24 protein-coding genes are annotated in these 26,941 nt (G+C 72.3%); 19 read left to right on the top strand and 5 right to left on the bottom strand.

Annotated elements, in window-relative coordinates; all coding sequences use genetic code 11:
* Positions 1-67 precede the first annotated feature (67 nt).
* Positions 68-2,014, top strand: coding sequence for an ABC transporter permease (locus ACIQMR_RS13805; RefSeq protein ID WP_401385610.1), 1,947 nt, complete (start codon positions 68-70; stop codon positions 2,012-2,014).
* Between the two features lie 107 nt (positions 2,015-2,121).
* Here ACIQMR_RS13805 and ACIQMR_RS13800 read toward each other — a convergent pair whose 3' ends face one another.
* The 4 genes from ACIQMR_RS13800 to ACIQMR_RS13785 form a co-directional block, all read right to left on the bottom strand.
* Positions 2,122-3,240 (bottom strand): DUF1015 family protein, encoded by a 1,119-nt coding sequence (locus ACIQMR_RS13800; protein WP_401385609.1) that lies wholly within the window; start codon positions 3,238-3,240, stop codon positions 2,122-2,124.
* Between the two features lie 77 nt (positions 3,241-3,317).
* Positions 3,318-4,583, bottom strand: coding sequence for a pyridoxal phosphate-dependent aminotransferase (locus ACIQMR_RS13795; protein ID WP_401385608.1), 1,266 nt, complete (start codon positions 4,581-4,583; stop codon positions 3,318-3,320).
* Positions 4,576-5,958 (bottom strand): KamA family radical SAM protein, encoded by a 1,383-nt coding sequence (locus ACIQMR_RS13790; protein ID WP_401385607.1) that lies wholly within the window; start codon positions 5,956-5,958, stop codon positions 4,576-4,578. Before ACIQMR_RS13790 ends, ACIQMR_RS13795 begins: the two co-directional genes overlap by 8 nt.
* 162 nt (positions 5,959-6,120) lie before the next feature.
* Positions 6,121-7,425 (bottom strand): MFS transporter, encoded by a 1,305-nt coding sequence (locus tag ACIQMR_RS13785; RefSeq protein ID WP_401385606.1) that lies wholly within the window; start codon positions 7,423-7,425, stop codon positions 6,121-6,123.
* A gap of 132 nt (positions 7,426-7,557) precedes the next feature.
* Between ACIQMR_RS13785 and ACIQMR_RS13780 the strand changes: the two genes are divergently transcribed.
* The 16 genes from ACIQMR_RS13780 (at position 7,558) to ACIQMR_RS13705 (ending at position 25,122) form a co-directional block, all read left to right on the top strand.
* Entirely contained in the window at positions 7,558-8,103 is a 546-nt protein-coding gene (locus ACIQMR_RS13780) for a CGNR zinc finger domain-containing protein (protein WP_401385605.1), read from the top strand.
* 291 nt (positions 8,104-8,394) lie between these two features.
* Positions 8,395-9,135 (top strand): SDR family NAD(P)-dependent oxidoreductase, encoded by a 741-nt coding sequence (locus tag ACIQMR_RS13775; protein ID WP_401385604.1) that lies wholly within the window; start codon positions 8,395-8,397, stop codon positions 9,133-9,135.
* Positions 9,132-10,436 carry a glutamate-5-semialdehyde dehydrogenase gene (locus ACIQMR_RS13770; RefSeq protein ID WP_401385603.1) on the top strand — a complete coding sequence of 435 codons (1,305 nt, stop codon included), beginning with the start codon at positions 9,132-9,134 and terminating at the stop codon, positions 10,434-10,436. Before ACIQMR_RS13775 ends, ACIQMR_RS13770 begins: the two co-directional genes overlap by 4 nt.
* 229 nt (positions 10,437-10,665) lie before the next feature.
* Positions 10,666-10,950: an acyl carrier protein gene (locus tag ACIQMR_RS13765; protein WP_401385602.1), complete on the top strand. Its 285-nt coding sequence runs from the start codon at positions 10,666-10,668 to the stop codon at positions 10,948-10,950.
* On the top strand, positions 10,947-12,338 hold the full coding sequence (locus ACIQMR_RS13760) for a TrpB-like pyridoxal phosphate-dependent enzyme (protein ID WP_401385601.1): 1,392 nt from the start codon (positions 10,947-10,949) through the stop codon (positions 12,336-12,338). Before ACIQMR_RS13765 ends, ACIQMR_RS13760 begins: the two co-directional genes overlap by 4 nt.
* Positions 12,335-13,450 carry an acyl carrier protein gene (locus ACIQMR_RS13755; protein ID WP_401385600.1) on the top strand — a complete coding sequence of 372 codons (1,116 nt, stop codon included), beginning with the start codon at positions 12,335-12,337 and terminating at the stop codon, positions 13,448-13,450. The genes ACIQMR_RS13760 and ACIQMR_RS13755 overlap by 4 nt, the downstream gene beginning before the upstream one ends.
* Before the next feature lie 74 nt (positions 13,451-13,524).
* Positions 13,525-13,782: a phosphopantetheine-binding protein gene (locus tag ACIQMR_RS13750; protein WP_401385599.1), complete on the top strand. Its 258-nt coding sequence runs from the start codon at positions 13,525-13,527 to the stop codon at positions 13,780-13,782.
* The gene (locus ACIQMR_RS13745; protein ID WP_401385598.1) at positions 13,779-14,984 is read left to right on the top strand and encodes an acyl-CoA dehydrogenase family protein; all 1,206 of its coding nucleotides are present in this window, start codon (positions 13,779-13,781) and stop codon (positions 14,982-14,984) included. The genes ACIQMR_RS13750 and ACIQMR_RS13745 overlap by 4 nt, the downstream gene beginning before the upstream one ends.
* On the top strand, positions 14,977-16,143 hold the full coding sequence (locus ACIQMR_RS13740; protein WP_401385597.1) for an acyl-CoA dehydrogenase family protein: 1,167 nt from the start codon (positions 14,977-14,979) through the stop codon (positions 16,141-16,143). Before ACIQMR_RS13745 ends, ACIQMR_RS13740 begins: the two co-directional genes overlap by 8 nt.
* Positions 16,140-16,742, top strand: coding sequence for a 4'-phosphopantetheinyl transferase family protein (locus ACIQMR_RS13735; RefSeq protein ID WP_401385596.1), 603 nt, complete (start codon positions 16,140-16,142; stop codon positions 16,740-16,742). The genes ACIQMR_RS13740 and ACIQMR_RS13735 overlap by 4 nt, the downstream gene beginning before the upstream one ends.
* On the top strand, positions 16,739-17,782 hold the full coding sequence (locus tag ACIQMR_RS13730) for a hypothetical protein (RefSeq protein WP_401385595.1): 1,044 nt from the start codon (positions 16,739-16,741) through the stop codon (positions 17,780-17,782). Before ACIQMR_RS13735 ends, ACIQMR_RS13730 begins: the two co-directional genes overlap by 4 nt.
* On the top strand, positions 17,782-19,353 hold the full coding sequence (locus ACIQMR_RS13725; protein ID WP_401385594.1) for an amino acid adenylation domain-containing protein: 1,572 nt from the start codon (positions 17,782-17,784) through the stop codon (positions 19,351-19,353). Before ACIQMR_RS13730 ends, ACIQMR_RS13725 begins: the two co-directional genes overlap by 1 nt.
* 12 nt (positions 19,354-19,365) lie before the next feature.
* Positions 19,366-19,887: a flavin reductase family protein gene (locus tag ACIQMR_RS13720; RefSeq protein WP_401385593.1), complete on the top strand. Its 522-nt coding sequence runs from the start codon at positions 19,366-19,368 to the stop codon at positions 19,885-19,887.
* A gap of 168 nt (positions 19,888-20,055) precedes the next feature.
* Complete coding sequence (locus tag ACIQMR_RS13715) at positions 20,056-21,660, top strand: AMP-binding protein (protein WP_401385592.1); 1,605 nt, start codon at positions 20,056-20,058, stop codon at positions 21,658-21,660.
* Positions 21,661-21,679: 19 nt separating this feature from the next.
* On the top strand, positions 21,680-22,078 hold the full coding sequence (locus ACIQMR_RS13710) for a nuclear transport factor 2 family protein (RefSeq protein ID WP_401385591.1): 399 nt from the start codon (positions 21,680-21,682) through the stop codon (positions 22,076-22,078).
* 197 nt (positions 22,079-22,275) lie between these two features.
* On the top strand, positions 22,276-25,122 hold the full coding sequence (locus ACIQMR_RS13705) for an AfsR/SARP family transcriptional regulator (RefSeq protein WP_401385590.1): 2,847 nt from the start codon (positions 22,276-22,278) through the stop codon (positions 25,120-25,122).
* On the opposite strand, the gene ACIQMR_RS13700 is transcribed toward ACIQMR_RS13705, so the two are convergent.
* Positions 25,116-25,391, bottom strand: coding sequence for a hypothetical protein (locus ACIQMR_RS13700; protein ID WP_401385589.1), 276 nt, complete (start codon positions 25,389-25,391; stop codon positions 25,116-25,118). The genes ACIQMR_RS13705 and ACIQMR_RS13700 overlap by 7 nt on opposite strands.
* A 212-nt stretch (positions 25,392-25,603) precedes the next feature.
* Between ACIQMR_RS13700 and ACIQMR_RS13695 the strand changes: the two genes are divergently transcribed.
* Entirely contained in the window at positions 25,604-26,521 is a 918-nt protein-coding gene (locus tag ACIQMR_RS13695; RefSeq protein WP_401385588.1) for a LysR family transcriptional regulator, read from the top strand.
* 132 nt (positions 26,522-26,653) lie between these two features.
* A complete protein-coding gene (locus ACIQMR_RS13690; protein WP_401385587.1) occupies positions 26,654-26,932 on the top strand; it encodes a phosphopantetheine-binding protein in 279 nt (92 codons plus the stop codon).
* Positions 26,933-26,941 lie beyond the last annotated feature (9 nt).

Genomic DNA, 26,941 nt, shown 5'->3' with positions numbered 1-26,941 from the left:
CTGCCCGTTCGGAGGGAGGGCAGCCTCCTTCCCTCCTCTCCATCACCGCGAGTCCCAGGGATCTCCGATGAAACGCATCCGCAGTCGCGCACCGGGCCCCCGCACCCCGGTCACTCTCGCGATCCCCGCGCTGCTGGCCGTCGCGTTCCTGTTGCTGCCGCTGGTCGGGATCCTCGCACGGACGCAGTGGGCCGAACTCGGTGACCATCTCACGAGCCCCGGAACCATCGAGGCGCTGCGGCTCTCCCTGCTGGTCTCGTTCTGGGCGCTCGGGCTCTCGCTGGTCCTGGGCGTACCGCTGGCATGGCTGCTGGCCCGGGTCCCCTTCCCCGGCAAGGCGTTCGTACGCTCCCTGGTCCTGCTGCCGATGGTGCTGCCGCCGACCGTCGGCGGTGTCGCACTGCTGCTCGCCTTCGGCCGGCGCGGGCTCCTCGGCCCCTGGCTGGAGGACACGTTCGGCATCACCCTGCCGTTCCACACCTCCGGGGCCGTCTTCGCCGCGACGTTCGTGGCCATGCCGTTCCTCGTCATCAGCCTCGAAGGAGCCCTCGGCGGACTCCGTCCCCGCTACGAGGAGACCGCGGCCTCGCTCGGTGCCTCACCGGTGCGGGTGTTCTTCACCGTCACGATGCCCATGGTCGCCCCCGGCCTCATCGCCGGAGCCGCGCTCACCTGGGCCCGGGCGCTGGGCGAGTTCGGCGCGACCATCACGTTCGCCGGCAATCTGCCCGGCACCACCCAGACGCTGCCCCTGCAGGTCTATCTGCTCCTCCAGGACGCGCCCGAAGCGGCGACCTCGGTCTCTCTCCTGCTGCTCGCCATCGCCATGCTCGTCCTCGTCGCTCTGCGCGGCCGCTGGACCGGCACGCCCTCCGATCGCATGCCCGCACCCGTGCCCGCGGTGGACGACGCCGAACCGCGTGTGGACCCCGCCCCCGTTCCCCGGCCCGTCGACAAGCAGCGCGAGGCTCCCCAGGAACTCTGGTCCCTGCATGCCGAGGTCACCGGCTTCAACCGGCTCACGCTGGACGCCGAACCGGGCACCACGATCGCCGTCGTCGGCCCCAACGGCGCCGGCAAGACCACGCTCCTGCGCGCCCTCCTGGGCCTCACCCCGCGCGCCCACGCCGAACTCCGGCTCGGCGACACCGACGTCACCGCGCTCCCCCCGCACCGCAGGGGTGTTGCCTGGGTCCCGCAGGACGGCGCCCTCTTCCCCCACCTGAGCGCCCTCGCCAACACGGCTTACGGCCTGCGCGCCCACGGCGTCCGGCGCGCAGAGGCCCGCCGCAGCGCCCAGGAGTGGCTCGACCGGCTCGGCGTCGGCCATCTCGCCCACCGTAAGCCGGCACAGGTCTCCGGCGGTCAGGCCCAGCGGATCGCGCTGGCCCGCGCTTTGGCCGCCCACCCCAGACTCCTCCTGCTCGACGAGCCCCTCGCCGCCCTCGACCAGACCACGCGCGCCCACGTCCGGCACACCCTGCGCAGCCATCTCGACGGCTTCGGCGGCGTGTGCCTGATCGTCACGCACGACCCCGTCGAAGCCGTCGCTCTCGCCGACCGGGTCCTCGTCCTCGACGAAGGACGCGCCCTCCAGGACGCCCCGCCGACCGATGTCACCCGTCACCCGCGTTCCCCCTGGGTGGCCCGCATGCTCGGCCGCAACGCCTGGCCGGGCACCGTCACCGCGGAGGGAATCCAGCTCACCGGCGGCGGCACGCTCGTCGTCGCGGACCAGCTCCCCGCCGGCACCGACGCGCTCGCGATCATCGCGCCGGAAGCCGTCGCCGTCCACCGCGACAAGCCCACCGGCAGCCCCCGCAACGTATGGCCCGGCACGGTACGGGAGATCACTACCAGCGGCAGCCGACTCCGGATCCTGATCGCCTCCGATCAGGCACCGGACCTCGTCGCCGAGATCACCCCGCAGGCCGCCGCCGAACTCGGCCTCACCGACGGAAGTCCCGTCTGGACCAGCCTCAAAGCGACCGAACCGACCGTAGTGGCCCTCTGAACCGGTCCCCCCGGCCGCGAACGCGCCCCGAGCCACAGGTGTGGCCACCGCGGCCACACCGGGCACGGCGCGCGGAGGCGGAGTGCTTGATCAGGCAATGGAGTGCGTCAGTGCCTTCCAGCGCGCGTCCGGGACTGGTGGATGTGGTGATAAGTGACCAGCCAGGGAAGGGGTTTGGGTCCGAAGGCCGTCGACTTCTGGGGCATCAGGACGCCGTTGCCCGCCAGGTCGTGGACGTCCGCCTCCGTCGGTGGGGCGAGCAGGACGAGGGTGCCTGCGGCCGGGACGGCTTCCGGTCCCCCAGGCGTTCCGTGGAGGTACGAGATCTGAGGGCTGCTCAGGGCGCCCCGCCAAACTCGGTCGATGAACAGGTCGTGAAGTACGGCCGTGTCCAGGCAGGCCCAGGACGGGGGACGGCCGCGAAGCGCGGACCGTACGTGGTCGGCGGAGACATCGCGGACCGACCAGTAGCGCACGCCGGCACCGGTCAGGATGAACTCTCCCGGGCGCGGTACGGGGGACGGCCCGGGCCGGGTGACCTCTTCGACAGTGGCCACGGCGGAGGCCCGGGCCGCGGCCTCCTCGGCCGGGAGGCCCGGCAGGTGGCGGTGGATGGCCCGCAGGCCGAGCGGGTGGCTCGCGGTGTCCACGACGAGTGCCGGCAACCGGTCCCAGGGGCCGGGCCGGTCGCCGAAGGTCCGGCGGTGTTCCAGCGCTGCCGCGAAGCGGTGGTGGCCGTCGGCCAGCAGGGCGGGGCGCTCGGCGAGGCCGGCGGCCACCGCCGCCTGCTGGTCCGGGTCGGTGCACCGCCACAGGAGGTGACGGATGCCGTCCGGCTGGGAAAGCTCCGTGTCCGGCGGGCCCGCCGTGACCAGGCCGAGCACCGTGTCCACGCCGGTGGCGCCCCGGCAGGCGAGCAGCACCGGCTCAGGGCTGCCGCCGACGGCGCGGAGGATGCTTCGCTGAACGGCCACCTTGTGCGGGAGCACGTGCTCGTGCGGGTGGACGGCCCGCTCCGCCGTGCCCAGGTCGAGTGCGCCGATCACGCCCCGCTGGAGCAGTTGCGCACCGCGGCGCTGCTCCAGCACGTAGAAGGCGGGCGTGCGGTCGCGCGCGAAGGAGTGCCGGGTCCGGCGGATTCCCAGGAAGGGGTGCAGGGCCAGTCCGGCCCTGGTTCCCCGGGCGGGGAGTGTGTCCGTTCGCAGGGTCTGTGCGATCGTAGGCATCCCAGGTGCTCGCTGCTTCCTCGTCGGCCTGGACCGTCCCCAGCGGCCCGGTGTGAGGGATCCGGCCGGGGTGCGGCTCAGCGGCTCAGCTTGGTGAAGGTTTCCTCGAGTCGGGACAGGACGCGCTCGACGTGGGGCAGGGCCAGCGGGTCGGCCGCCGCCAGGGACTGCTCCTGCTCCTCGGCGGTCTCGCCGTAGAGCATGCTGGTCGCCGCCTTGAAGCGGAGCGCGCCCGTGTCGTCGCCGAGGTGGTGGCCGCCCAGCACCAGGACGTCGTAGGTGTCGAGCAGGTGGCGCTGCAGGCCTGCCGAGTCGGTGACGCCGCGCCGGGCGAGGTGCGCGCGCAGCGGCTCGAAGTCCGGGTACACGTAGAAGCCGCCGGTGGGGGGACGGCAGGAGGCGCCGGCGTCCACCACGATCTCGTACACCGCTCGGGCCACTGCTCCGTGCAGTCGGGCGCTTGCCGACAACCGCTGCCGGATCTCCTCCGGTTCGGCGAAGGCGTAGGCCGCGACCTCCTGCATGGGGCCCGCCAGGGTGGACCAGACCTCGCTGGCCACCGAGGTCACCCCGTCACGGATCCCCAAGCCCCAGGCGGTGTCCGGGAACCGGCACACACCGATGCGCCAGCCGCCCAGCGCCAGTGTCTTCGACAGGCCGTTGGTGACGATGGTGCGCTCGGGCGCGACCTCGGCGGGGCTGAGGAACGGGGTGGCCGGATCGTGGACGATGTCGCGGTAGATCTCGTCGGAGATGATGACGAGGTCGAGTTCCTCGGCAGCCGCGCAGATCTCGCGGACCAGGGCGGGCGGCGCGAGCGTACCGGTCGGGTTGTCCGGCAGGGTCAGCACGACGATGCGCGGGTCGGCGCCGGCGGCACGGGCCTGACGTACCACGTCTCGCAGGGCGGCCGGGTCCGGGATGCCGCCGCACTCGGTCGGGATGGGCACCTCGAATGCCGTCTTGCCGGCCAGACGCGCCTGCGGCACATAGGAGTTCCAGGCCGGCCGTGGGATCAGGACGTCGCCGGGAAGCACGTGCTGAAGTGCCATCAGCAGGGGCTTGCTGCCCGGGCCGACGACGATCTGGTCCGGTCCGGTGGGCATGTTGCGGCGGCTGAAGTATCCGGCCGCCGCCCGGCGTACCGGCTCCCGGCCGGCCACTGGCCCGTAGGCGTTGCGGTCGGCGCCGCGGGCCAGCCGTTCGGCGAGCGGGCCGAAGGCGGGGAGCCGTGACTCGCCGAAGGCCAGGTGCACCACGTCGTCACCGGTCGCGCGGCGCTCTGCGACCAGTTGGTTCAGCGCGAGGTTGGGGGACGTCCGCCAGAGCGTGGCCTCAGGCATGGGCGAGCTCCTTGCGGAGCCAGGCGGACGAGTCGATGTCGTCCGTGACCTGCGGCAGCGGGCCGCGGATCGCGGCGGCGATGTCGGCGGGCGCGTCGTCGGCCGGCCTGAGCTCGTCCAGCCATGCGGCGGTCTCCGAGTAGTGGGCCCGGAACGGGCGTCCGACCAGCCGCGGGTCGCGGGCCTGGAGCATGCGCAGTTGGAAGAAGCGTCCCTCCGCGCTCTCGGTGACGCCGTCGACGATCACCTTGCCGGGGGTGGCCGACATGACCGGCCCCCGGACGGTGCGGGCCAAACCCGGCAGGGTCAGGTAGGCGGACCGGAAGATCTCGTGGGCGCGGGCGAGCGGCACCTTGAAGTACTCGTACGGGCCGGTGTCCCGCTCGACGAACATGTAGTACGGCACGGCCCCGGCAGCGAGTTCGGCACGCCACAGGGCACTCCAGGTCTCCGCGTCGTCGTTGACGCGGGCCACCAGGGGGGCCTGGCAGTAGGCGAGGGCGCCGGTGGAGCGGATGCGGGCGACGGCCCGGCGAGCCAGGTCGGATTCCAGCTCGCGCGGGTGGGTGAAGTGCATCATCACCGCGAGGTTGCGGCCGGAGGCGACGATCTCCTCGAACAGGCGCAGTACGTCGTCGGCGTCGTTGTCTGTCACGAACCGCTGCGGCCAGTAGGCGACCGACTTGGTGCCGATGCGGATGGTCCGGACAGTGGGTACGTCCAGGATCGGTTGGAGGTGGCTGCGCAGCCGGTCGGTCGACATGATCATCGGGTCGCCGCCAGTGACGAGCACGTCGTCGATCTCGGGATGGTGGCTCAGGTACTCCACCAGGCGGCTGGGCTCCGGCACGGCGAAGCGCAGGTCGGCGTCTCCCACGAACTGGGCCCAGCGGAAGCAGTAGGTGCAGTACGAGTGGCAGGTCTGGCCCTGGCCCGGGAAGTACAGCACCGTCTCGCGGTACTTGTGCTGGATGCCGGGCACCTCGTTGCCGTCCACGGTCGGGACATTGAGCTGCTTCTGCCCGGAGGGGTGGGGGTTGAGGCTCCCCCGGATCTGCTGGACGGTGAGGCGGAGCTCCTTCTTCGCGTCGGGGTCGTCCACCAGGGCCGCGAGCCGACGCTCGTCCTCCTCACGGAGCATCCCGCTCTGCGGGAAGACCATCTGGAAGATCGGGTCGTCCGGGAGGTTGTCCCAGTCGACCAGGTTCGCGAGGACGTATTCGTTCACGCGGAACGGGAGTACCGCGGCGAGCGATTTTATGGAGCGGGCGAGGTGGTCCGGTATTCCGAACCTGTCGCGCAGCTCGTCCACATGGCGGGCGCCGTAGGCCCGGAACCTTTCCGTTTCCATAACGGCGGGAGAAAGAGAGGGCATGCGAGTTCCTCCGGTTCGAACGGTTCAAAGCTGACCCGAGCAATTTCCTTGATCGTAGGACGACCGGGCCGACCGGAACCAGTTGGTTCGACGGCCGGCCGATAGGTCTTTCGCATGCCTGGATAAACAAATCCCCCCGTGCGGGCGCGGTGTGGCGCGGGATCAGCCGCGGACGGGCGCCGCGTCGGCCTCCGCGAGCGCCTGCGGGGTCACGGTCCGCAGGAAGGGGACGATGATCAGGAGGGTGGCGACGGTGAACACCGCGAACGCGGTGCGGATGCCGAGCCATTCCGCCAGGACGCCGACCAGGCCGGCACCCAGCGGCATCGCGCCCCAGCTGAAGAGCCGAGCCGCGGCGTTGTAGCGGCCGAACATGGCGTCGGGGACGAGTCGCTGGCTGATGGTGCGGGAGTTGACCGTCCACAGGATGCCGCCCATGCCGCCGAGGAACGCACCGGCGGCCACGACCCAGAGGTTGGTGGAGATGACGGGGGTGGCGACCATGGCCGCGGTGCCGACGAGGTCGGCGAACATCGACCAGCGGCGCCCCAGTACGCGGTTGACGGTGGTGACGGTGAGCGCGCCGACGAGGCCACCGGCGCCGAGGGCGCTCAGCAGCATGCCGTACTCACGGGCGTCGAGGTCCATCAGCGAGGTGGCGACCAGCGGCATCAGCGCGAGCCAGGCGCCCCAGCAGGCGGAGAGCACGGTCAGGGCGAGGGCCATCAGCCGCAGCAGGCGCTGCTGCCACAGGAAGCGGATGCCTTCGCCGATGCGCTGGTTGACGGTGCCCGCCGGGCGGGTGTCGTCCGCCTTCGGCTTGAACCGGCCCACGAGCAGGACCAGGATCAGGGTGCCGATCAGGTAGCCCGCTCCGGTCCAGCCCAGTGCCACGCTCGCGCCGGCGGCCACGAGGAGACCGCCGACGAACGGCCCGCAGAACTCGTTGCAGGCGGTCTCGGCGCCGGCCACCCAGGCGTTCGCCCGTTCCTGGCCGGCCGGTGCCACGGCGGACGGGACGAGAGTGGCGGCGGAGGTCAGCGCGACCACCTCGGCGACGCCCAGCACGAGGCCGCCGGTGTACAGCGCGAGGATCGTCACGGCGTCCTGCAGCGAGAGGAACAGCAGGGCCGCGACGACGAGCATGCGGGCGATGTCCGCGATCCACAGCAGCAGACGCCGGTCGAAGCGGTCGACCAGCACGCCCACGTGCAGGGCGACGAGCAGCCAGGGGAGCGTGAGGGTGAGGCCCACGCCGGCCACCTGGGCCGGGGAGTCGGTGAGCCGCGTGGCCATGAGCGGCAGCACGACCTTGGTGACACCGTCGGCCAGGTTCGTGATCGCCGTGAAGGTCACCAGGACCGTGGTGTTGCGGTTGCTGACGTCGCGCGGTGGTGCCTCCTGCGGTGTCCGGGTCAGGGGCCGGGCTTTCGTCGCCGGCGACCGCTGGTCCGTCGAACTCTCCATAACTAACCTCCTAAGAGCCTTTGATGGTCAGTATGGCAGCGGTATGGTGGGCGTGCCGTACCAATCCGGCCATCGGCCATCACGTCGTTCGATGGCCTCATCGCGAACTCCCATCGGAAAGGCGGCGCGTCCGTGCTCGACCCGTCCCCCGCCGCTGAACTGATCGAGGCCTTCACCAACACCGTCGACCTGGAGAGCGGCGACGACGACGTCGCCACTCCCGCCGAGCTGGCGGCCTGGCTGACGGACAGGAACCTGGCGCACACCCCACCGGGACTCACCCAGGACGAGCACCAGGCCTTCCTCACGCTGCGCGCCGGCATCCGCGAGGCCCTCGACACCGACGACCCGGTGGATCCGCAACGGCTCGCCCTCGCCGAGGAGGTGCTCGCCGACGTGCCGCTCCTCGTCACCCTCACCACCCCCGGCGCGCCGCTGGTACCCGCCCTCGGCGGTCCGCCCGCCCGGACCGCCCTCGCCCGGCTCGCAGTCGCCTGGGCCGAGGTCGTTCTGACCGGCCACGTCCACCGGCTCAAGCGGTGCGCCGAGCACACCTGCGGCTGGGTGTTCTGGGACTCCTCGAAGAACCACAGCCGCCGCTGGTGCTCGATGCGCGTGTGCGGCAACCGCACCAAGTCCCGGCGGTACGCGACGCGACAGCGCGACCTGGCCGGCTGACCGCACGGACGCTGTCACCGAAAGCGCCCGCGCGCGGTGCGCGCGCACTCTACGCCCCGCGGCCGGGCAGCGGAGAAGCGTCGCCGTGGAAATGCGCATTGGGTCATGGGTGAACTGAATACCCGCAGTCGACGCCTCCTTTTCGAGGGCCTGGCGATAACCTCATCCGACATCCCTATGGGCCGCCTGCCGTGAATTCTTGACCCCACCCTGCGGCCCTTCCTTAGCATGGCGGCATTCCATTCGATATCCCGAATGAATTCCAACCCACGCCATGACGAGGAGTCCGTAATGACGGACAGAATTGCCGTTGTCACCGGTGGGACCCGGGGAATAGGGCTGGCACTGAGCCGCCGCCTGATCCGCATGGGACATCACGTCGTCGCCTTCTACGGGTCCGACCGAGAGGCGGCCGAGAAGGCAGAGCGGGACAACGCCGGATCCCTCACGGCGATCCGGGCCGACCTCTCCGACCCGCGGCAGGTGGCCGACGCCGCGGCCACGGTGCTGCACACGTACGGCGCCCCCGCGGTCCTCGTGAACAACGCAGGTCTCAACCGCGACCGCCCGTTCCTCGAACTCACCGACGAGGACTGGCGCCAGGTCCTGGACACCAACCTGTCCGGTCCCTTCTGGCTGATCCGGGCCCTCGCCCCCGCGATGATCGCCGCCGGCGGCGGCTCCGTCGTCAACGTCGGGGCGACCACCGGCATCCGGCCGCGTGTCGACGGCGCCAACTACTGCGCGAGCAAGGCCGGTCTGCTCCAGCTCACCAAGTGCCTCGCCCTGGAGCTGGCTCCCGCGATCCGGGTCAACTGCCTGATCCCCGGCATGATCGACACCGAGGAGCTGCGCACCCGCTGGCGCCTCGACGACCCCGAGCGGATGGCGCAGACCCTGGACGAGATCCCCGTCCGCCGCATCGGCACCACCGAGGACATCGCCGACGCCCTGGAGTTCATGGTCGGCCCTGCCGCCACCTACCTCAACGGCCAGAAGGTCATCATCGACGGAGGGCAGTTCATGTGGTGACCGCAACCCAGACGGCGGCCGTGAGCCCGCAGGACACCGCTGACGCCGTCCTGCGCCGGGCCCGCGCCGCCTTCGACGCCGCCCCGCCGCTCGGCGACGCCGCCTACGCCCGCTACTGCCGCGAACTGGCCGTCCGGCTCAAGGAGCGCTGGCCCGACATCCAGGACGCCAACCGGGCCGACATCGCCCGCGCCGAGATGCGCGGCCTGCCCCCGACGCTCGTCGAACGCCTCCGCCTCACCGACGCGCATCTCGAGCGCATGGTGGAACTGACCTGTGCCGTCGAGCGGGAGCTGGGTACGGTCCTCGCCGACACCCCGGGTATCCCCGCCGGCGACTGGGGTGTCCTGCGCAGCGTCCCCAAGCCGCTCGGCGTGGCCCTCATGATCTACGAGGCACGGCCCACCGTGACCGTGGACGGCGCACTGCTGCCGGTCGCCGTCGGCAACGCGGTCCTGCTGCGCGGCGGCAAGGAGAGCGCCAGGACCGACGCGGCCCTGGCCGCGGCGGTGGAGGAGGCGCTGACGTCCGCGGGTCTCCCGGCCGGACTCGTCACCGTCCTGGAAGACCCCGACCGCTCGTTGATGAAGGCCGTCCTGGCACGCCCCGACCAGGTGGACGTCCTCATCCCGCGCGGCAGCCCCTCCCTGATCGAGTACTGCCGTACGGCGAGCTCCATCCCTCTCATCGCCAGCGGAGGCGGCGTCAACCACCTGTACGTGCACAGGTCGGCCGACTTGGCGCTGGCCGCGCGCGTCACCCTGAACAGCAAAGTGCCCGAGCCGGCCGGCTGCACCTCGGTCGAGATGGTCCTGGTCGATCAGGAGATAGCGCCCGACTACCTGGCCGCCGTGCTCGCCGAGTGCGAGCGCCAGAACGCCCCGCTGACCATCCGCCTGGACTCCTCCATCGCCGGTCCGGCAGCCCGCGACGGCATGCCCTGGCGCACCGAACCCCTCGAACCGCACGATCTGGGACGGGAGTTCCTCGACCCGGTGATCGGTCTCCGGCCGATCCCGGGGCTGGCCGCCGCCGCGGAGCACATCCGGGCCTACGGCTCCCGCCACACGGAAGGCGTTCTCGCCCAGGACCCCGCGACGGCCGCGCAGTTCGCCCGGCTGGTGGACGCCGCCATGATCGTCGTCAACGGATCGCTGCGCCTGCACGACGGCCCCAAGCTCGGCCTCGGTTCGGAGATCTCCATCGCCACGGGTCGCCTGCACGTCCGCGGCCCGGTGACCCTCGGCGCGCTGGTGACCACCACCTGGGTGATCGAGGCCAACGGCGAGCTGCGCGGCTGACCTCCTGCGCCGCTGACCTCCTGCGCGTCCGGCGCGTCGTGACCACATCCCACCCGGCGTGGCAACCGCCCACGCGTCGTGACCACATCCCACCCGGTGTGGCGACCGCCCACGCGTCGCGGTCACCGCCCGCGGCCGGCCCCGCCCGCACCGGTTCCCGCGCCGGCGCCCTCGGCCGACCTCCTCCTCCCTCCAGCCATCCACCCGTACGTCCTAGTGAGAGGCACCCATGACCACCGTTCCGCACATCGACCGGACCGCGGTCGGCGACATCGTCAAGCGCGTCGTCATCGCCGAGTCCCGGCTGTCCATCGACCCCGGCACCATCTCCGACAGCGAGCCCCTCGTCGGCGACCTGCTGCGCGTCAACTCGCTCGGATTCGTCGGCATGCTGGTCCGCATCGAGGACGAGCTGGGCACCACCCTGCCCGACGACCTGTTCGTCGGGCGCAGCTTCCGGACCGTCGGCGACCTCATAGACGTCGTCATCTCCGGCACGGGGAACGCCCGATGACCATCGCACTCCCCACCCGCTGGCGCAGCGCCCTCCCCCACCTCACCACCCCGATGCCCCCGGACCTGACCCCCGCGACGGCCGCCGCGGGCACCGGTGTCGGTGTCAACCTGCCCATGGAGCTGGTCCGGCAGAGCGTGCTGGAACGCGAGTACTGGGACATCCCGAAGGAGGTCCTCGCCGCCTACCGCCAGTTCCGGCCCACCCCGCTGTGGCGGGCGACCGGCTTCGAGCGGGCCATCGGCTCCCGGGTGCCCGTCTACATGAAGTACGAGGGCGGCAACATCTCCGGCAGCCACAAGCTGAACACCGCGCTCGCCCAGGCCCACTACTACCAGCAGGCCGGCGTGAAGGAACTGGTCACCGGCACCGGCGCAGGTCAGTGGGGCACCGCGTTGGCCGCCGCCTGCGCGCTGTTCGGCCTGCGCTGCCGGGTCTTCATGGTCGATTCCAGTCTGCGCCGCAAACCGTACCGCGGGGTGCTGATGCGCATGCTCGGCGCCGAGATCCACTCGAGCCCCAGCGGGCTGACCGGCGTCGCCGACCGGCGCGGCGAAGGCATCGGCAACAGCCTCGCGCTGGCGATCGGCGAGGCCGTCGAATACGCCTCCACCCACGACGGCGTCGCCTTCTGCATCGGCAGCGGCGAGACCTACAGCATCCTGCACCAGTCGGTCATCGGCATGGAGGCGCAGGACCAGCTCGCCTCCCTGGACGCAAGGGTGGACATGGTCGTCGGCGCGGTCGGCGCCGGCTCCAACTTCGGCGGCATCGCCCTGCCCTTCCACGCCGGGGCCCGGGCCACGGGCACCGAGGGCCCCACCCTGGTCGCGGCCGAGTCCGCCACCGCGCCCAAACTCACCCGCGGCGTGTACGCGTACGACAAGACGGACGCCACCGGTACCGGCCCCATGGAGGCGATGTACACCATCGGCAGCGACTACCCGATCCCGGACGCCCACTCGGCCGGCCTGCGCTTCCACGGCGCCGCCAAGATCATCTCGGCGATGCGGCACAGCGGCGACATCGCCGCCACCGCCGTCACCCAGCAGGAGGCCCTCGACGCGGGCCGGCTGCTCACCCGCAACGAATGCGTGCTGCCCGCCCCCGAGTCGGGCCACGCGCTCGCCGCGGCCGCCAAGCTCGCCACCTCCGGCGCGGACGGCATGCGCGCCCGCGACGGCGTCCTCGTCTGCGTCAGCGGCCACGGCTACCTCGACCTCGCCGCGTACGAGCAGCTGCTCAACGACGAACTGGGCGACGAGGCACCCAGCGAGCAGGCCCTGATGAGCGCCGTCTCCGGACTCACCCCGGTCGGACAGGACGGCTCCTCCCCGCCCGGCGGCAGCCTGTTGTCCGCCGGCGGCCCGCTCGGAGGCCCGCGATGACGATGACCGCCGGGACGGCCGCACCGCGAGGCGCGACGGCGGGAACCGTCCGCGCCGAGCTGCTCGACTGCGTCCAGTCCAGCCTCGCCGTGCTCGCCGACCGCTTCCACGGACCGGACACCCACCTGGCCCTCGGCGCCACCCTCCGGTTCGCACCGCGACCCGGACCCCACGGGCTGCCCACCGTCGAGCCGGAGGCCGGGCACCAGCTGGCCGCCGTCGCCGACATCGGTCTGGTCGAGCGGCTGCGCCGCCACGACGTACCACCCACGGAACTGGCCGCACTGGCCGCGGCGCACGGCCCCCTGTACGTCATGGCCGACACCTACGACATGCCGTGGCTGCCCTACCACCGGCAGCGGCACATGCAGCACAGCTACCTGGTGGCGGCCGAGGGCGACCGCGCCCTCGTCTGCGACGCCTACCACAGCCACACCCCCTGGGGCCTCGCCTCCCCGGGCGAGTGGGTCCTGGACTGGGCCGAACTGCCGCAGTCCTCCCTGGTGCTGGTTCTCGAACGAGCCCCGGGCGGGGCACCGGACATCGGTCCGGTCGGCGAGTACGACGACGTCGACGCGTACGCCGCCGCGTACGCGAACCACCCGGACCGGTTCGCCGCCCTCGACCAACTGACCACCGAGACCTGGCTGCTGGCCCGCTCCCGGCGACTGCACGCCGAGTTCCTGGCCGCCACCGGCCGGACCCCCGCCCCGGGGACCGACGACCATCTGAAGCGGCTGGACCGGCTCGCCGAGCAGGCGTTCCTCGCCATGCGCCGGGTGCAGCGGGGCCGCCCCGAGCCGGCCCGGCTGACGGCCGACCTCACCGACGCGCTGCATGCCGACCGCGCGCTGTTCGACGCGCCGCGGAACCCGCTGCGCGAGACGGTGACCGAGACCGTCGCCGACATCCTCGGCATCGACACCGCGGCGGTCCTCGCCGCGCCCTCCCTCACGGCCGTCCCCGGCTTCAGCTCCTTCCAGGTCGTCGCGATCGTCGAGGCCCTGGAGGAGCGGCTCGGCATCGAGTTCGCCGCCGAGGACCTCCTGCCGGAGAACCTCCACCGCATCGACGACCTGTGCCGGCTCGTGCAGAGCGCCCAGGCCCGCTGACGTCGTCGTCCCGACCCTTCCGGCATGCGCCCCTGCCGACGCCGGAGCTAACAACCCACCACAGGAGTAGCACCGTGGACACACGCTTCACCGACCTGCTCGCCCCGTTCCTCAAGTACCTCGGCGACCAGGAACTCACCGAAGCCTCCGACCTGCGCAAGCTCGGCCTGGACTCGATGCAGTCCATCGAGCTGCTCTTCGCCATCGAGGACACTTTCGACGTCTCCCTGCCCGACGAGGACCTCAACGACGCCACGTTCGCCACCGCCGGCACGCTCTGGAAAGCCATCGCGGCGGCCGGCGGCGACGAGGGTCTGGTGGACGCCGCATGAGCACCGCACCCGCCATCGCTCCCGAGGACCCGGGCGGCGGCGCGGCCACCCTACGCACTCCCCTGGAACGCGCCCGCCACGTCGCACGAACAGCCGCCGAGCACGCCCGCCGCCACGACCGCGACGCCGACTTCCCCGTCGAGGCGCTCGCCGCGCTGCGCGAGTCCGGTCTGCTCGGCCTGACCGTCCCCGCCGACCACGGCGGACTCGGCGGCACCCTGACCGACCTGCTCGACGTCTGCACCGAACTCGGGCGCGCCGACATGTCCGTCGCCATGATCCTCGGCATGCACTGCCAGCAGGTCGCGGCCGTCACTCGGCACGCGGCACCACGGCTGCGCGACGACCTGCTGTCCAGGATCGGCGCCAGCGAGCTCTATCTGGCCTCCGTCACCACCGAGGCCGGCAAGGGCGGCCACCTGCTGACCGCCGAATCCGAGGCCCGCGGCGACGATCGCGGCCTCGTCATCGACCGGTTCGCACCGATCGTCACCGGCGGCGCCCACGCCGACGGCTTCCTGATCACCGTACGAGCCCCCGGCGCGGCCTCGCCGAGCGAGGTCTCCCTCGTGTACGCCGACCGCGCTCAGCTGACCGTCGAGCCGAGCGGAGAGTGGAACCCGATGGGCATGCGGGCCAGCCACAGTGTCGCGCTCCGGCTGACCGGAACGGTTCCCGCCCACCAAGTGGTGGGCGAGCACGGCTCGTTCTCCGTCATCGCGAGCGAGGTGTTCGGGCCCCTGGCCCACCTCGCGTGGTCGGCCGCCTGGCTGGGCACCGCCGCCGGCGCCCTCTCCCGAGTCGTCCGCATGCTGCGCAGCACCGCCGGCCGGCGCCGCTTCGACCTCGGCTCCGAACTGCTGCTCGGCCGGCTCTCGGCAGCCCGCCAGAAGATCGACACCGTCAACGCCCTGCTCCGCCACACCGAGCAGGCGGTGGGCGCCGCCGCGGATCTGTCCCAGCCCCGGATCCAGCTGCTGCTCAACGCCCTGAAGATCACCGCATCGGAGCAGTGCCACGCGGCGGTCGACGACCTGGTCGCCGCCGTGGGGCTGCGTGACGGCTACCTCAAGGACTCCGCCACCGGTCTCGAAGCGGCGCTGCGCGACCTGCGCTCGGCGCCCCTGAACTACAGCAACGACCGTCTTCACCAGGCCGACGGCCGGCTCGCACTGCTCGACCCGGAGGTGCGTCTTGTCTGACCAGGCCGTGCTCCGGCTCGCACCGGCAGGTGCGGCCGGATCGGCGCCGCCCGGGGCCGGGGTGGGCAAGGCCGCGGGCGTCACCGCCACCGGGCTCGACGCGCTGCCACCGGAGGCGGACGGCCGCCGGATCTGGGCCGCCCTCGGCGACTCCGGCCGGCTGGCCGCCGTCTACCGCGGCGGCGACCCGGCCTCCGGTGTCCTCCCCGCCACCCTCGGCCGGCTCATGACCGACGTCGACGCCCGCTTCGGCATCGGCGCCACCCTCTCGGTGTGCGTCCAGATATCCACCGCCCTGCCGCTGCTCGCCCTCGGCGGCGATCCGGCCGGGCGCGCGCTGCGGGACGCCCTCGCCGGCAACGCCGTCGTCGCCCTGGCCGCGTCCGACGAAGGCTCCGGAGCCGACCTCGCCGGCCTCGGCACCACGGTGGCCGTCGACGACGACGTCGTCACCGTGACCGGCACCAAACGCTGGATCACGGGCGCCCTCTACGCCGACCACCTGCTCGTACTCGCCCGCCACCGGGAAGGGCGCCACTTCACCAGCTTCACCTGGGTCCTGGTCCCCGCCGGCGCACCCGGCGTGACCGTCGAACCGGCCGACACCCCGCTGTTCGACGGCTCCGGCACCGGACACATCCGCCTCGACGAGGTGCGTCTGCCCCGCGAGCACCTCGTCGGACGGGTCGGACGAGGCATGACGTCCTTCGCGACGCACATCGCCGTAGAGCGGCTCACCGGCACTCTGTGGGGTGTGGCCCTGTGCGCACGCACGCTGCGCCGGACCAAGGAGTATCTCCAGGGACGTGCGTACGGCGACGGCACGCTGTGGCAACTGGAGAGCATCCGGCAGCGGTTCGCCGCCGTCCTGCTCACCGCCCACGAGCTCGCCGCCCTCGTGGACCGCCTGGGCGAGCGCGTCGCAGGCCGCCACGACACCGCCGCGGCGGCCCTGCTCAAGGCGAGCGCGGCCCGGACGGTCACCTCCGTCCTGGCCGAATGCGCCCAACTCCAGGGCGCCGAAGGCTTCGCCGCCGGCGGCGCCCAGTGGACCCGGGCCCAGGCGGCGCTGTGGGGCATCGGCGGCGGCACCACGGAGATCGTGCTGTCCGCGGTGGCCGGTTCCGCCGACTCGCTCCTCGCGGAGCTGCCCTCATGAACGTCTTCGAGATCGTCCCTCAGGTGTGGGCGGTGTCGGGACGCGTCACCGCACCTCCGGGCGGTCACCCGCACGACCTCGCGGCCGCCGCCGGCATGGCCGCCTGGCGGGCCGAGGAGTTCCTCGCCGGTCGCGCCCTGCTGCGCCGGCTGCTGGCCGAGGTCACGTCCGGGGCCGAGAGCCTGCGGGTCGTCCCCGGAGCGAACGGAAAGCCCGCCCTGCCCGACCGGCCCGACCTCGCCATCAGCATCGCCCACGACGAGGGCCACTTCGCCGCCTGCGTCGGCGTGGGCCGGGCCGTCGGTATCGACGTGCAGCAGCCGGCCGAACACCTCGCCCCCGGCGTCGTCCGCCGCTGCGTCCGCGCCGGGCACGAGGCGGTCAACGCCCTTCCACCTGCCGAGCGATCGCGGGAGTTCGCCTGGATATGGACCGCTCAGGAGGCCTGTGTGAAGGCCGAGGGGAGCGGCCTCGCCGGCGGCCCGTGGACCGTCGACGTCAGCCCCGGCCAGACCACCGGCACTTGGAAGGGCTTCATATGGCGCAGCCTGCGCGACACATTCGAGACACCCCTGAGCTGCGCATGGGAGGCGGCATGACGAACGCCCTGATGAACGACGTGACGCACGGCGCCGCGAACGACGGCACGAACCGCGCGGACTCCGCCCCGGCCGCCGTCCCCGAAGCCCGCGGCGCGGCCGCAGGGCCCGCCGACCCGGCGCGGACGCCGGAACTGAGTTGCTACACCGCCGCCCTGGTGGCCTACCTGGAACCTGAACTCCCCGACGTGGGCGACCGGCTCGCCCGGGCCGTCCGGCTCTCGGTCCGCACCGACCACCCCAGCGGCCGCCTCGCGTTCTCCCACCACTCCCGCATCGACGGCGAGGGCACCTGCGGCCGGCTTGTCTACGGGGGCGCCGACCACTGGTCCGAGGCACTCGCCGCCCTGCGCGCGGAGGCCCGCCGCAACGGCCGTGTCCTCGCCGTCGCCAACACACGTACCGTGCCCTGGTCCCCGGCGTACGAGAGGTCCACCGCGGCGCACTGGGTCCTGCTGGAACCCGCACCCGGCCAAGCCGGCGCCTGGCAGGTCACCGACCGGTTCGCGGCCCTCCTCCCCGAAGGCGAGCAGCGCCCCCACACCGGCGTCGTCGACGACACCGCCCTGCGCGCGCTCCTCACCCCGCTGGGCACCCTCGCCCCGCAGTACACGCTGCGGGACGTCCACGCCCTCGGCGCCGCCGTGGAACTGCCCGGCCCGGAGCAGTACCGCTGGCTGGAACGGCACTCCTCGGCGCCGACCGCCCCGCCGGTGGGCCGGTGGCTCCACGCGCAGGAGTCGCTCGCGTTCCTCGCCGCGCGGCTGGGCGCGGACCCGGACCTGCTCGCGGCCCACGCCGACGACCTGTGGGCCGCCTCCCGGCACCAGCGCCACCGCCTGGAGTTCCTGGCGCGCACCGGCGCGGTGTCCCGTGCGGCCGCGGACGCCGCCGCGGCGAGCTGGGGGGAGCTCCCCCGCTCCCTCCGCTTCGCCGTCACCTCGGCCGAGCGGGGCCGCCCGCGCCCCGGAGTCGTCGCGAAGGCCTTCGACGACCTCATCGGGACCACGACCCGCGTACAGAGGGAGGAACAGCGCTGATGTCCGCCCAACACGACGCGCCGCGACCGCGGCTCGGCGAATGGTTCGCGCGGTCCGCGCACCGCCACGGTGACGGTCTGACCGCCCTGGAGGTCGACGGCCACCACCTCACCTACGCCGCCCTCGACGCTCTCGCCGCATCCGTCGCCGAGGCGGTCCTCACCGGGCACGGCGGCCCGCCGGCCCGGGTGGGACTGCTCGCCTCGCGCTCCGTCCTCGCGTACGCCGGCTATCTGGGGATCACCCGGATCGGCGCGACGGTGGTGCCGCTCAACCCGGCCTTCCCCATCGGCCGCAGCAGCGACGTGGCGCGGGAGGCCGGACTCGATCTGGTGGTCACCGAGGCCGGCCTGCCCGGTCTGGACGAGCTGCCCGTCCCGGTGATCCGGCTCACCGACCGGGACCTTCTCGACCGGTCCGCCGCGACCGCTACGGAGCTGCCCGAGTACGCAGTCTGCGGCAGCGACCTCGCGTACATCCTGTTCACCTCCGGCTCCACCGGCCGCCCCAAGGGTGTCCCCGTCACCCACGACAACGTCGCCGCCTACCTGAGCCACGTCATTCCCCGGTACGGACTCGGCCCCGGCGCCCGGGTGTCACAGACCTTCGACCTCACCTTCGACCCGTCGGTGTACGACATGTTCGCCGCCTGGGGGTCGGGCGCCACCCTCGTCGTGCCCACCCGCAACGACGTGCTCTCGCCGGTGCGCTACGTCAACGAGCGGCAGATCACGCACTGGAACTCCGTCCCCTCGGTCGCAGCCATCGCGATGCGGCTGCGCGCCCTGAAACCCGGCGCCATGCCCTCTCTCCGATGGAGCCTGTTCTGCGGCGAAGCCCTCAAGACGGCACACGCCGAGGCCTGGGCGGCCGCCGCCCCGAACAGCACGCTGGAGAACATCTACGGCCCGACCGAGATGACCGTCACCTGGACCGAGTACCGGCTGCCGGCGGACCCCGCCGACTGGCCGGACACCGGCAACGCCACCGTGCCGATCGGCACCTCGTACCCCGGCCAGGAGTATCTGGTTCTCGACGAGGACGGACACCCGGCCGACGAGGGCGAGTTGTGCGCACGCGGCAGCCAGCGGTTCCCCGGCTACCTCGCACCGCAGGACAACACCGGCCGCTTCTGTTCCTTCGACGGCCGGCGGGCCACTGTGTACGACGGCTGCGGGCCGGTCACCGCGGACCACTGGTACCGCACCGGCGACCGGGTCAGGCAGGTCGACGGGACGCTGGTGCACCTGGGCCGGCTCGACCACCAGCTGAAGATCCACGGCTACCGGGTCGAACTCGGCGAGATCGAGAACCTGCTGATGCGGCAGCCCGGCGTCACCGACGCCGTCGTCCTGGCCGTACCCGGCCGCAAGGGCGAGCCGGTGCTGCACGCCATGTGCACCGGCGGTCCGGCGGATCCGGCCGCACTGCTCGGCGCTCTGCGCGCGAAGCTGCCCGCCTACATGGTGCCGGCCACCGTGGAGTTCACCCCGGCGCTGCCGCTGAACGCCAACGGAAAGGTCGACCGGGTCGCCCTGGTCACCTCCATGTCCCGACCGGAAGCGGCCTGAGAGGCACCCACCATGACCATCGAGACCACCCTTCACACCGCATCCCTGCTGGACCAGGGGACCTTCCGGCGCGTCATGGGACGCTTCCCGACCTTCGTGACGGTGATCACCACGGCCACGGACACCGGACCCGCCGGGTGCACGGCCAACGCCGTCCTGTCGCTCTCGCTCTCCCCGGCGAGCATCCTCGTGTCGCTGCGCAGCGAGAGCCGGACGCTCCGCGAGATCCGCGACCGCGGCGCCTTCGCGGTCAACACCCTGTCCTGGGAGCAGCGGGCCCTCGCCCAGCGCTTCGCCACCGGCGACCCGGCCCGGCGCTTCGACGGGGTCGCCCACTCCTGGTCGGACGGCGTCCCGGTGCTCGACGGCTGCGCGGCCACCGTCGTCTGCCGGCTCCGCGACACCGTCGAGGCAATCGACCACACCCTGCTGATCGGCACCGCCGAGTACGCCGACTGCACCCCGGACACGCCGATGGTCCTGCTGGACGGCCAGGCACACCGGCTCCCGCCCGCGGAGTTCCCGTCCCTCTGACAGCGACCATGCGCCGCACCGGCCGCCACCACCTCGACCGGTTCTTCGGCCGCGAGATCCACCGCGCTCCGACCGGCACACCAGCAGACCGCATCACCCAGAACCGGCCATGCTCCAGCGGCTTGTCGTCCAGAGGAGCATCCACCACACACCCAGGAGACCCACCCCGTGACCACGTCACCGTCCACCCGGACCACCGCAGGTCCCCTCGCCGGCCGACCCGCATTGCTGCACTCCTTCCTGCTGTCCGCGGCGGACACGGCCCCCGACAGCCCGGCTGTCACCGAGTTCGTCGCCAATGACACCGTGCGGACCACGACATACGGCGAACTCCGCGACCTCGCCCGGGCGTACGCCGCCGACCTCGACGCCCTCGGCCTCGACATCGGGGACCGCGTCGTCCTCGAGTCCCACACCTCGGCCCACGCCGTCGCCCTGTTCCTCGCCTGCTCGATGGCGGGCCTGCCGTTCGTACCGGTCAGCCCGGAGACCCCCGACGAGCGGCTGCGGACCGTCATGGAGGCCACCGGGGCCGCCATGCACATCCAGACCGAGGACGGAACGCGGGAGCACCTTCCGCGACAGGCGGGGACGGCCCGGTTCGGGTCCGGCCGTCTGCGCGTGGAGCGGCAGCCGCGGGCGCGGACTCGCCGCAGGACAGAACTCTGCCCGACCGACACCGCGTACATGATCTTCACCTCCGGCAGCACCGGACGCCCCAAAGGCGTGGTGATGAGCCACCGGGCGGTCGTCTCGTTCTACCGGGGCATGCTGTCGCAGGGCATCGTGGGCCCCCAGGACCGGGTCGCGACCACCTCGCCCCTCCAGTTCGACTTCTCGCTCCTCGACATCGGCCTCGCCCTGGGCAGCGGCGCCGCCGTGGTACCCGTGCCGCGCGACCTGCTGCGCTGGCCCAGCCGCTTCCTTCGGGTCCTCGCCGACACCGGCGCCACCCAGGTCAACGGCGTGCCGTCGATCTGGCGGCAGACCCTGCGGCACCTGCCCGAACGGCTGGCCGGCCTCACCGGGATCCGCGGCGTGCTGTTCTGCGGGGAGGACTTCCCACTTCCCGAGCTGCGCGAGCTCCAACGGCTGCTGCCGCAGGCCCGGCTGATCAACTGCTACGGCGCGACCGAGTCGATGGCCTGTTCCTTCACCGACGTGCCGCGGCCGCTGCCCGCGGACCTGGAGAAGCTGTCCATCGGCTACGCCCACCCGGGCGCCGAGATGCTCCTGGTCGACGAGTCCGGCCGGCTGATCGACGAGCCCGGCGCACTGGGCGAGATCCACCTGCGGACCCCTGCCCTGTTCACCGCCTACTGGGACGATCCGGCCGCGTCGGCCGCCGCGCGGGTGCCCGACCCGGCCGAGCCGCGTTCGGGCCAACTCGTCCTGCGTACCGGTGACTTGGCGTACCGGGGGCCGCACGGCGAGCTGTACTTCTGTGGACGCGTGGACTCCCAGGTGCAGATCCGCGGCAACCGCGTCGAACTCGGCGAGATCGAACGACGGCTCCGGGAGCATCCCCAGGTCGCCGAGGCCGTGGTCCTCCTGGTCGAGCGTGCGGCGGACGAACCCCGGCTCGTGGCTTGCGTCGTGGCGCAGGACAGGGCCGACTCGCCGGACGACGACCGTCTGATCGCGTTCTGCTCGCAGTCGCTCCAGCCCTACATGATCCCCGACGAGGTCCATGTCCTCGACGCGATACCGGTCTCCGCGAACGGCAAGGCGGACCGCCGGGTCCTGGCGACGCAGCTCGCCGGGACCCGCTGAGACCGTCGGGGAGGGGCAGATGAACCCGTCGGAGCCATGGCCGAAAAGGGTGTCCGTCGAGCACGTGTACCTTAGCTACGCCTATCTCAACGCCCGCGACTACGACGCGTTCGCCTCGCTCCTCGACGAGGACGTCACCCTCCGAGGGCCTGACGGGACGGCGGCTTTCGGACGCGCGGCGGTGACGGCAGCGGAAGAGAGCCGGCGCTTCACCTATGTGATCGAGGACCTCTGGGGTTCGGCCGAAAGGATGGTGGTTACGGGCATTCGCCGATGTCCGGAAGACACCTGCCCGGCGGTGGATTTCGCGGCCATCTTCAACCTTTCGAAATGTGGCCTGATTTCCTCCTGCCGCACGTACGTCGCACCGGTATCCGCTGATGAGGAGGCTCGGGGAGGCGCGAGGAAAGAGACGTGATCCATGGAGCCACAGGCACCCAACTGACCAGTGCACACATGCTAATTTGGCATTTGGTCCTGGTGCTCGGGAGAAGACGGAGCCACACCGATATGCCGACGACGGCCGACAAACCCATTTACCGCGTCCTCGGACCGCTGGAGGTAACGGGAGCGTCGGGCGAGGAGTGTCGCATTCCCCGCGGGCGGCAGCAAGTGGTGCTCGGAGCCCTTCTCCTCGAGGCCAACCGGGTGGTCAGTACGGAAAGCCTCATCGACGCGATCTGGGGCGAAGAGCCCCCGGTAACCGCCCGTACGCAGGTACAGACCTGCATATCCGCCCTGCGGACCAGTCTCGCCGTGATCGGGGAAGGCGCGCGGCTGGTCACCAGGGAACCCGGGTACGTCCTGGAGGTCTCGGGCGACCGGCTCGACGCGGCGCTCTTCGCCCGGTACCGGAAGGAAGCCCACGACGCCGCACAGGCCGGTCGCCTGCAAGAGGCAGCCGCGCTCACCCGGCGCGCGGCCGACCTGTGGCGCGGCCCCGCGCTCAGCGGGAGCCGCAGTGACAAGCTCCAGTCCATGGCCGCGCAGCTCGACGAGTACCGGCTGATCAACCTGGAGACGTACGCCGACATGGAGCTGCGCCTCGGCCGGCACGTACAGATCGTCCCCGAACTCTCCTCCCTGGTGGCCGCCTACCCGCTGCGGGAGGCACTGCGCGGCCGGCTGATGCTGGCCCTGTACCGGTCGGGCCGGCAGGCCGAGGCCCTGGAGGTCTTCCGGGAGGGGCGCACCATCCTCGTCGAGCAGCTGGGCATCGAGCCGGGAGACCATCTGCGGGAGCTGGAGTCGGCGATCCTGGCGGGCGACCCGGACCTGCGCCTGCCCGGCACCGAGCAGGACGTCGCCTCCGTGGCCGAGGCACCCTCCCCCGCCCCGGCCGCAGTCTCCGGGCCCGCCCTGCCGCCGACCCGGCCCGGCAGCGGCGCGCCCTTCCAACTCCCCCTCGACAACGCAGACTTCTCCGGCCGCACCCAGATCGTCGAGGCGGCCCAGGAGCTGCTGCTGGCCGGCGGGGACGGGCGGCCCACGCCCGTGGCGGTGCTGTCCGGGCCCTCCGGCGTGGGCAAGAGCACGATCGCCGTTCACCTGGGGCACCGGCTGGTCCGGGACTTCCCCGACGGGCAGCTCTACTGCGACCTGGCCGGCACCGAGCCCTCGTCGGCGACCGCGCTCGACGCGCTGGGCCGGTTCCTGCGCGCCCTGGGCATCCCGGGCGCGCAGATACCCGGACCGATAGACGAGCGGGCCGAGATGTACCGCAGCCTGCTCGCGGGAAAGCGCATGCTGATCGTGCTCGACAACGCCTCCGCGACCCAGCAGGTCCGCCTCCTGCTGCCCGGCCACGGCGCGTCCTCCGTCATCGTCACCGGACAGTCCGGGATCACCGGGCTGCCCGGTGCCCGGTTCCTGTACGTGGACGTGTGCAGCCAGCAGGAGGCGATCGACATGCTGGCCGCGGTCATCGGCCCGGCCCGCGTGGCCGCGGAGCCGGAGGTGGCCGCGGACCTGGTCCGGATGGTCGGGCGGCTTCCCCTGGCCCTGCGCATCGTCGCCGCCCGGCTGGCCGCACGCCCCAACTGGTCGCTGATGTGGATGCGCGACCGGCTCTCCGACGAGAGACACCGGCTGGACGAGCTGTCCCACGGCGAGCTGGCCATCCGCTCCAGCATCGCCCTCACCTACGACGGGCTGACCGGGACCGGCCGCCGGCTGTTACGGCTGCTCAGCCTCGAGGACTGCGGCTCGCTCCCCACCTGGGTGGCGGCGGCACTGCTGGACACGGACCTGTTTCACGCCGGAGACCTGCTGGAATCGCTGGTGGACGCGCAGATGCTGGAGGTCGACAGCACCGCCCTCCCCGGCGAGCCCCACTACCGGCTGCACTCCCTGGTCCGTCTCTTCGCCCGCGAGGAACGGGAGCGGCACGCGGCCGACGACGGGGCCGAGGACGCCCTGACGCGGCTCGTCGGCGGCTGGCTGGCCCTGGCGGACGAAGCCCACCGGCGACTGTACGGAGGCGACTTCACCATCCTGCACGGCGACGCACCACGCTGGCAGCTGCCCGAGGCACAGGTGGACCAGCTGCTGCGGGACCCGCTGGCCTGGCTGGAGACCGAACGGGCCAACCTCTGCCACGTCGTGGACCTGGCGGCGGAGACCGGACGGGCGGAGGCGTGCTGGGACCTGGCCGTCACCTTGGTGACGATGTTCGAGTCCCGCTGCTATTTCGACGACTGGCAGCGCACACACGAGAAGGCCCTCGCGGCAGCCTCCGAGACGGGGCTGCTCCGGGGCCGGGCGGCCGTCATGCTCTCGATGAGCTCGCTGTACCTCACCCGTTCCCAACTGACCCCTGCACGCGGCGCCCTGGAACCGGCCCAGGACGCGTTCGAGGCACTGGGCGACACCCTGGGCCTCGCGCTGGTCCGTCGCAACCTGGCCATGCTGTCCCAGCGCCAGGGCGACGAACGGTCCGCCCTCGTGCTGCACCGGCAGGCGGTGGCGGACTTCCAGGCGGTCGGCGACCACGTGGGACAGACCAACACCCTCGCCCACCTGGCCCGGCTCGCCCTCGACCAGGGCCGCCTCGACGACGCCGAGGAACTGCTCGACCAGGCGATGGACATCTGCCGCCACACCCGCAACACGCGCATGGAGGGGCAGGTGAGGTTCGTGATGAGCGACCTCATGCAGCGCCGCGAACGGTATCCGGAGGCCGAACAGTTGCTGCGCGGCGTCCTCGACCAGGTGCGCTCACGCGGTGACATCGCCGGCGAGTCGCGGATCCTGCACCGGCTGGGATCGGTCAACGCCCGGCTCGGGCGCTCTGCCGAAGCACAGCGGCTGCTGCGCGAGGTGGTCGCGATCCGCGCACGGACGATGGACCGGGTGGGCGCAGCAGCGGTCCGCCTCGAGCTGGCGCAGCTGGAGGCGGACCACTCGGGCCTGTCGGCCGACATCGGATTCGAGCCGCACGGCCGGACCCCGCTACGTCACTGACCCCCGCCGACGGGCCACGGGGTGTCCCCGTCCGAGGCCACCGCGGCAGGGCTCGAGGAAAGACGCGGCCACGGGGTGTCCCCGTCCGAGGCCACCGCGGCGGGGCGGAGGGAGAGGCGCGGCCACGGGGTGTCGTCGGTCGCGGTCGCCCGTACCTCGGTGACGGTGGCGGCGGCACCACCGACGACGGATCCCTCGACGGCTGCGACCGCGGCCGTGGCCGTGAGCAGGAAGGGGGCGATGAAGGTCGTGAGGCGGGCGGTACGCATGGTGAGTCTCCCCGTGTGTGATGCGGAACGTGCCGGGTTGCCGGCTGTTCAGGAAGGTATGGACCTCCGCCACTCAACGGCTATCGATCCCGCACCACCCCGCTCCTCCCGGTGATCTCCCGGCCGGTACCGGACCAGTAGGGGACCGATAGGCCACCGCCACAGCATGGAGCTCCGCACAGCAGTCCAGTTCTGCAGAGGAGATTCGGACTGTGGACACTCCTCAACTCCACGCCTTCGTGGCCGTGGTCGATATCGGAAGCTTCACCAGAGCGGCCGCCCGGCTGAACCTGTCCCAGCCGACGGTCACCAGCCGGGTCAAGTCGCTGGAGCAGGGGCTCGGGACCACGCTCCTCGAGCGCCTGCCGAGCGGAGTGAGACCCACCGCCGCCGGCAGTCAGCTCCTCCCCTACGCTCGCGAGATCATCTCACTCACCGGCCGGGCCCGGCAGGCCATCGTCGCCGACGGCAGGCCGCACGGCCGGGTCGACGTCGGCACGGTGGAGAGCCTGACCAGCTACCGGTTGCTGCCGATGGTCGAGTATCTCTACCGCCGCTATCCCGACGTCCAGGTCGCCCTGCACGCGGGCGCCGGCCCGGACGCCGTGGCGGCCGTCCGGGAGGGCCGCCTGGACTGCGCCTTCGTCGTCGGCTCCCCCCAGGAGCACGAGGGACTGGAGACGCAGGTCCTGTGCCCCGAGCCCATGGTGCTGGTGAGCAGCCCGGGTTGGCACGCGGCACGCGGCCCGGTCGCCATGGACGTGCTGCGCGCCACGCCGATCATCCGTGCCGATACCCGGGCCGGCTACCAACTCCAGTTCGAGCAGACCCTCGGGCTGCGCGACGGTGCGGACCGCGCCCGCGTGTTCGACCTCGACTCGATCGACGCGGCCAAGCGCAGCGTCGCCCTGGGCATCGGCATGGCGTTCATCCCCCTCGTCTCCGTGAAACGGGAGCTCGCCGAAGGGACCCTGGCCGCCGTCGACTGGGCGCCGCCGTTCGAGACGTGGACCCAGGTCGTCCGACGGCGGACCAGGACTCCCAACAGCGCACTGGACGCTCTGGTGGCCGCCGCCGTGGATGTGGCCGCCGAGCACCTCGACGACGAACCCGTGCTCGCCGCGAGCTGACCGTCGCGCCTGCCTGCCGACCGACGACCCGGCCGTCCCGGCCGGCCGACAGCCCAGGGCGGTCCCCACGCCGCCGTCCGGGACCTGCACCACCGCTCCCTCCAACACCCGCACCAAGGAAGGCCCTTGACCATGACCGGCTCCTCCACGCCGCAGCCCCTCCTCCACCCCGCCGGCCACGCGGCCCTGCCGGCCGTCAGCGACCGAGTGCACGCCGCGATCACCCGGCGCCTCGGCGAGCAGCCGCTGACTCCCGACACCGAGCTCGCTGCCCTCGGCATCGACTCCCTCCTGCTGCTCCGCATCCTCGGCGACCTCGCCGTCGACCCCACCCAGGAGATCGACCCGTACCAGCTCGCCGACGTCGTCACGGTCGCGGACCTCGTGGCCTTCGTCGCGTCCTGGAACTGAACGGAGCGG

The sequence above is a fragment of the Streptomyces sp. NPDC091376 genome (genome assembly GCF_044757085.1).
Lineage (GTDB): Bacteria > Actinomycetota > Actinomycetes > Streptomycetales > Streptomycetaceae > Streptomyces > Streptomyces pratisoli.
This window is presented reverse-complemented; position numbering and strand designations above follow the sequence as displayed.

Coding starts and splice junctions, on each gene's coding strand:
- ACIQMR_RS13805 (WP_401385610.1), top strand. CDS start 68: ATGAAACGCATCCGCAGTCGCGCACCGGGCCCCCGCACCCCGGTCACT.
- ACIQMR_RS13800 (WP_401385609.1), bottom strand. CDS start 3,240: ATGCCTACGATCGCACAGACCCTGCGAACGGACACACTCCCCGCCCGG.
- ACIQMR_RS13795 (WP_401385608.1), bottom strand. CDS start 4,583: ATGCCTGAGGCCACGCTCTGGCGGACGTCCCCCAACCTCGCGCTGAAC.
- ACIQMR_RS13790 (WP_401385607.1), bottom strand. CDS start 5,958: ATGCCCTCTCTTTCTCCCGCCGTTATGGAAACGGAAAGGTTCCGGGCC.
- ACIQMR_RS13785 (WP_401385606.1), bottom strand. CDS start 7,425: ATGGAGAGTTCGACGGACCAGCGGTCGCCGGCGACGAAAGCCCGGCCC.
- ACIQMR_RS13775 (WP_401385604.1), top strand. CDS start 8,395: ATGACGGACAGAATTGCCGTTGTCACCGGTGGGACCCGGGGAATAGGG.
- ACIQMR_RS13765 (WP_401385602.1), top strand. CDS start 10,666: ATGACCACCGTTCCGCACATCGACCGGACCGCGGTCGGCGACATCGTC.
- ACIQMR_RS13760 (WP_401385601.1), top strand. CDS start 10,947: ATGACCATCGCACTCCCCACCCGCTGGCGCAGCGCCCTCCCCCACCTC.
- ACIQMR_RS13755 (WP_401385600.1), top strand. CDS start 12,335: ATGACGATGACCGCCGGGACGGCCGCACCGCGAGGCGCGACGGCGGGA.
- ACIQMR_RS13745 (WP_401385598.1), top strand. CDS start 13,779: ATGAGCACCGCACCCGCCATCGCTCCCGAGGACCCGGGCGGCGGCGCG.
- ACIQMR_RS13735 (WP_401385596.1), top strand. CDS start 16,140: ATGAACGTCTTCGAGATCGTCCCTCAGGTGTGGGCGGTGTCGGGACGC.
- ACIQMR_RS13730 (WP_401385595.1), top strand. CDS start 16,739: ATGACGAACGCCCTGATGAACGACGTGACGCACGGCGCCGCGAACGAC.
- ACIQMR_RS13725 (WP_401385594.1), top strand. CDS start 17,782: ATGTCCGCCCAACACGACGCGCCGCGACCGCGGCTCGGCGAATGGTTC.
- ACIQMR_RS13720 (WP_401385593.1), top strand. CDS start 19,366: ATGACCATCGAGACCACCCTTCACACCGCATCCCTGCTGGACCAGGGG.
- ACIQMR_RS13710 (WP_401385591.1), top strand. CDS start 21,680: ATGAACCCGTCGGAGCCATGGCCGAAAAGGGTGTCCGTCGAGCACGTG.
- ACIQMR_RS13700 (WP_401385589.1), bottom strand. CDS start 25,391: ATGCGTACCGCCCGCCTCACGACCTTCATCGCCCCCTTCCTGCTCACG.
- ACIQMR_RS13690 (WP_401385587.1), top strand. CDS start 26,654: ATGACCGGCTCCTCCACGCCGCAGCCCCTCCTCCACCCCGCCGGCCAC.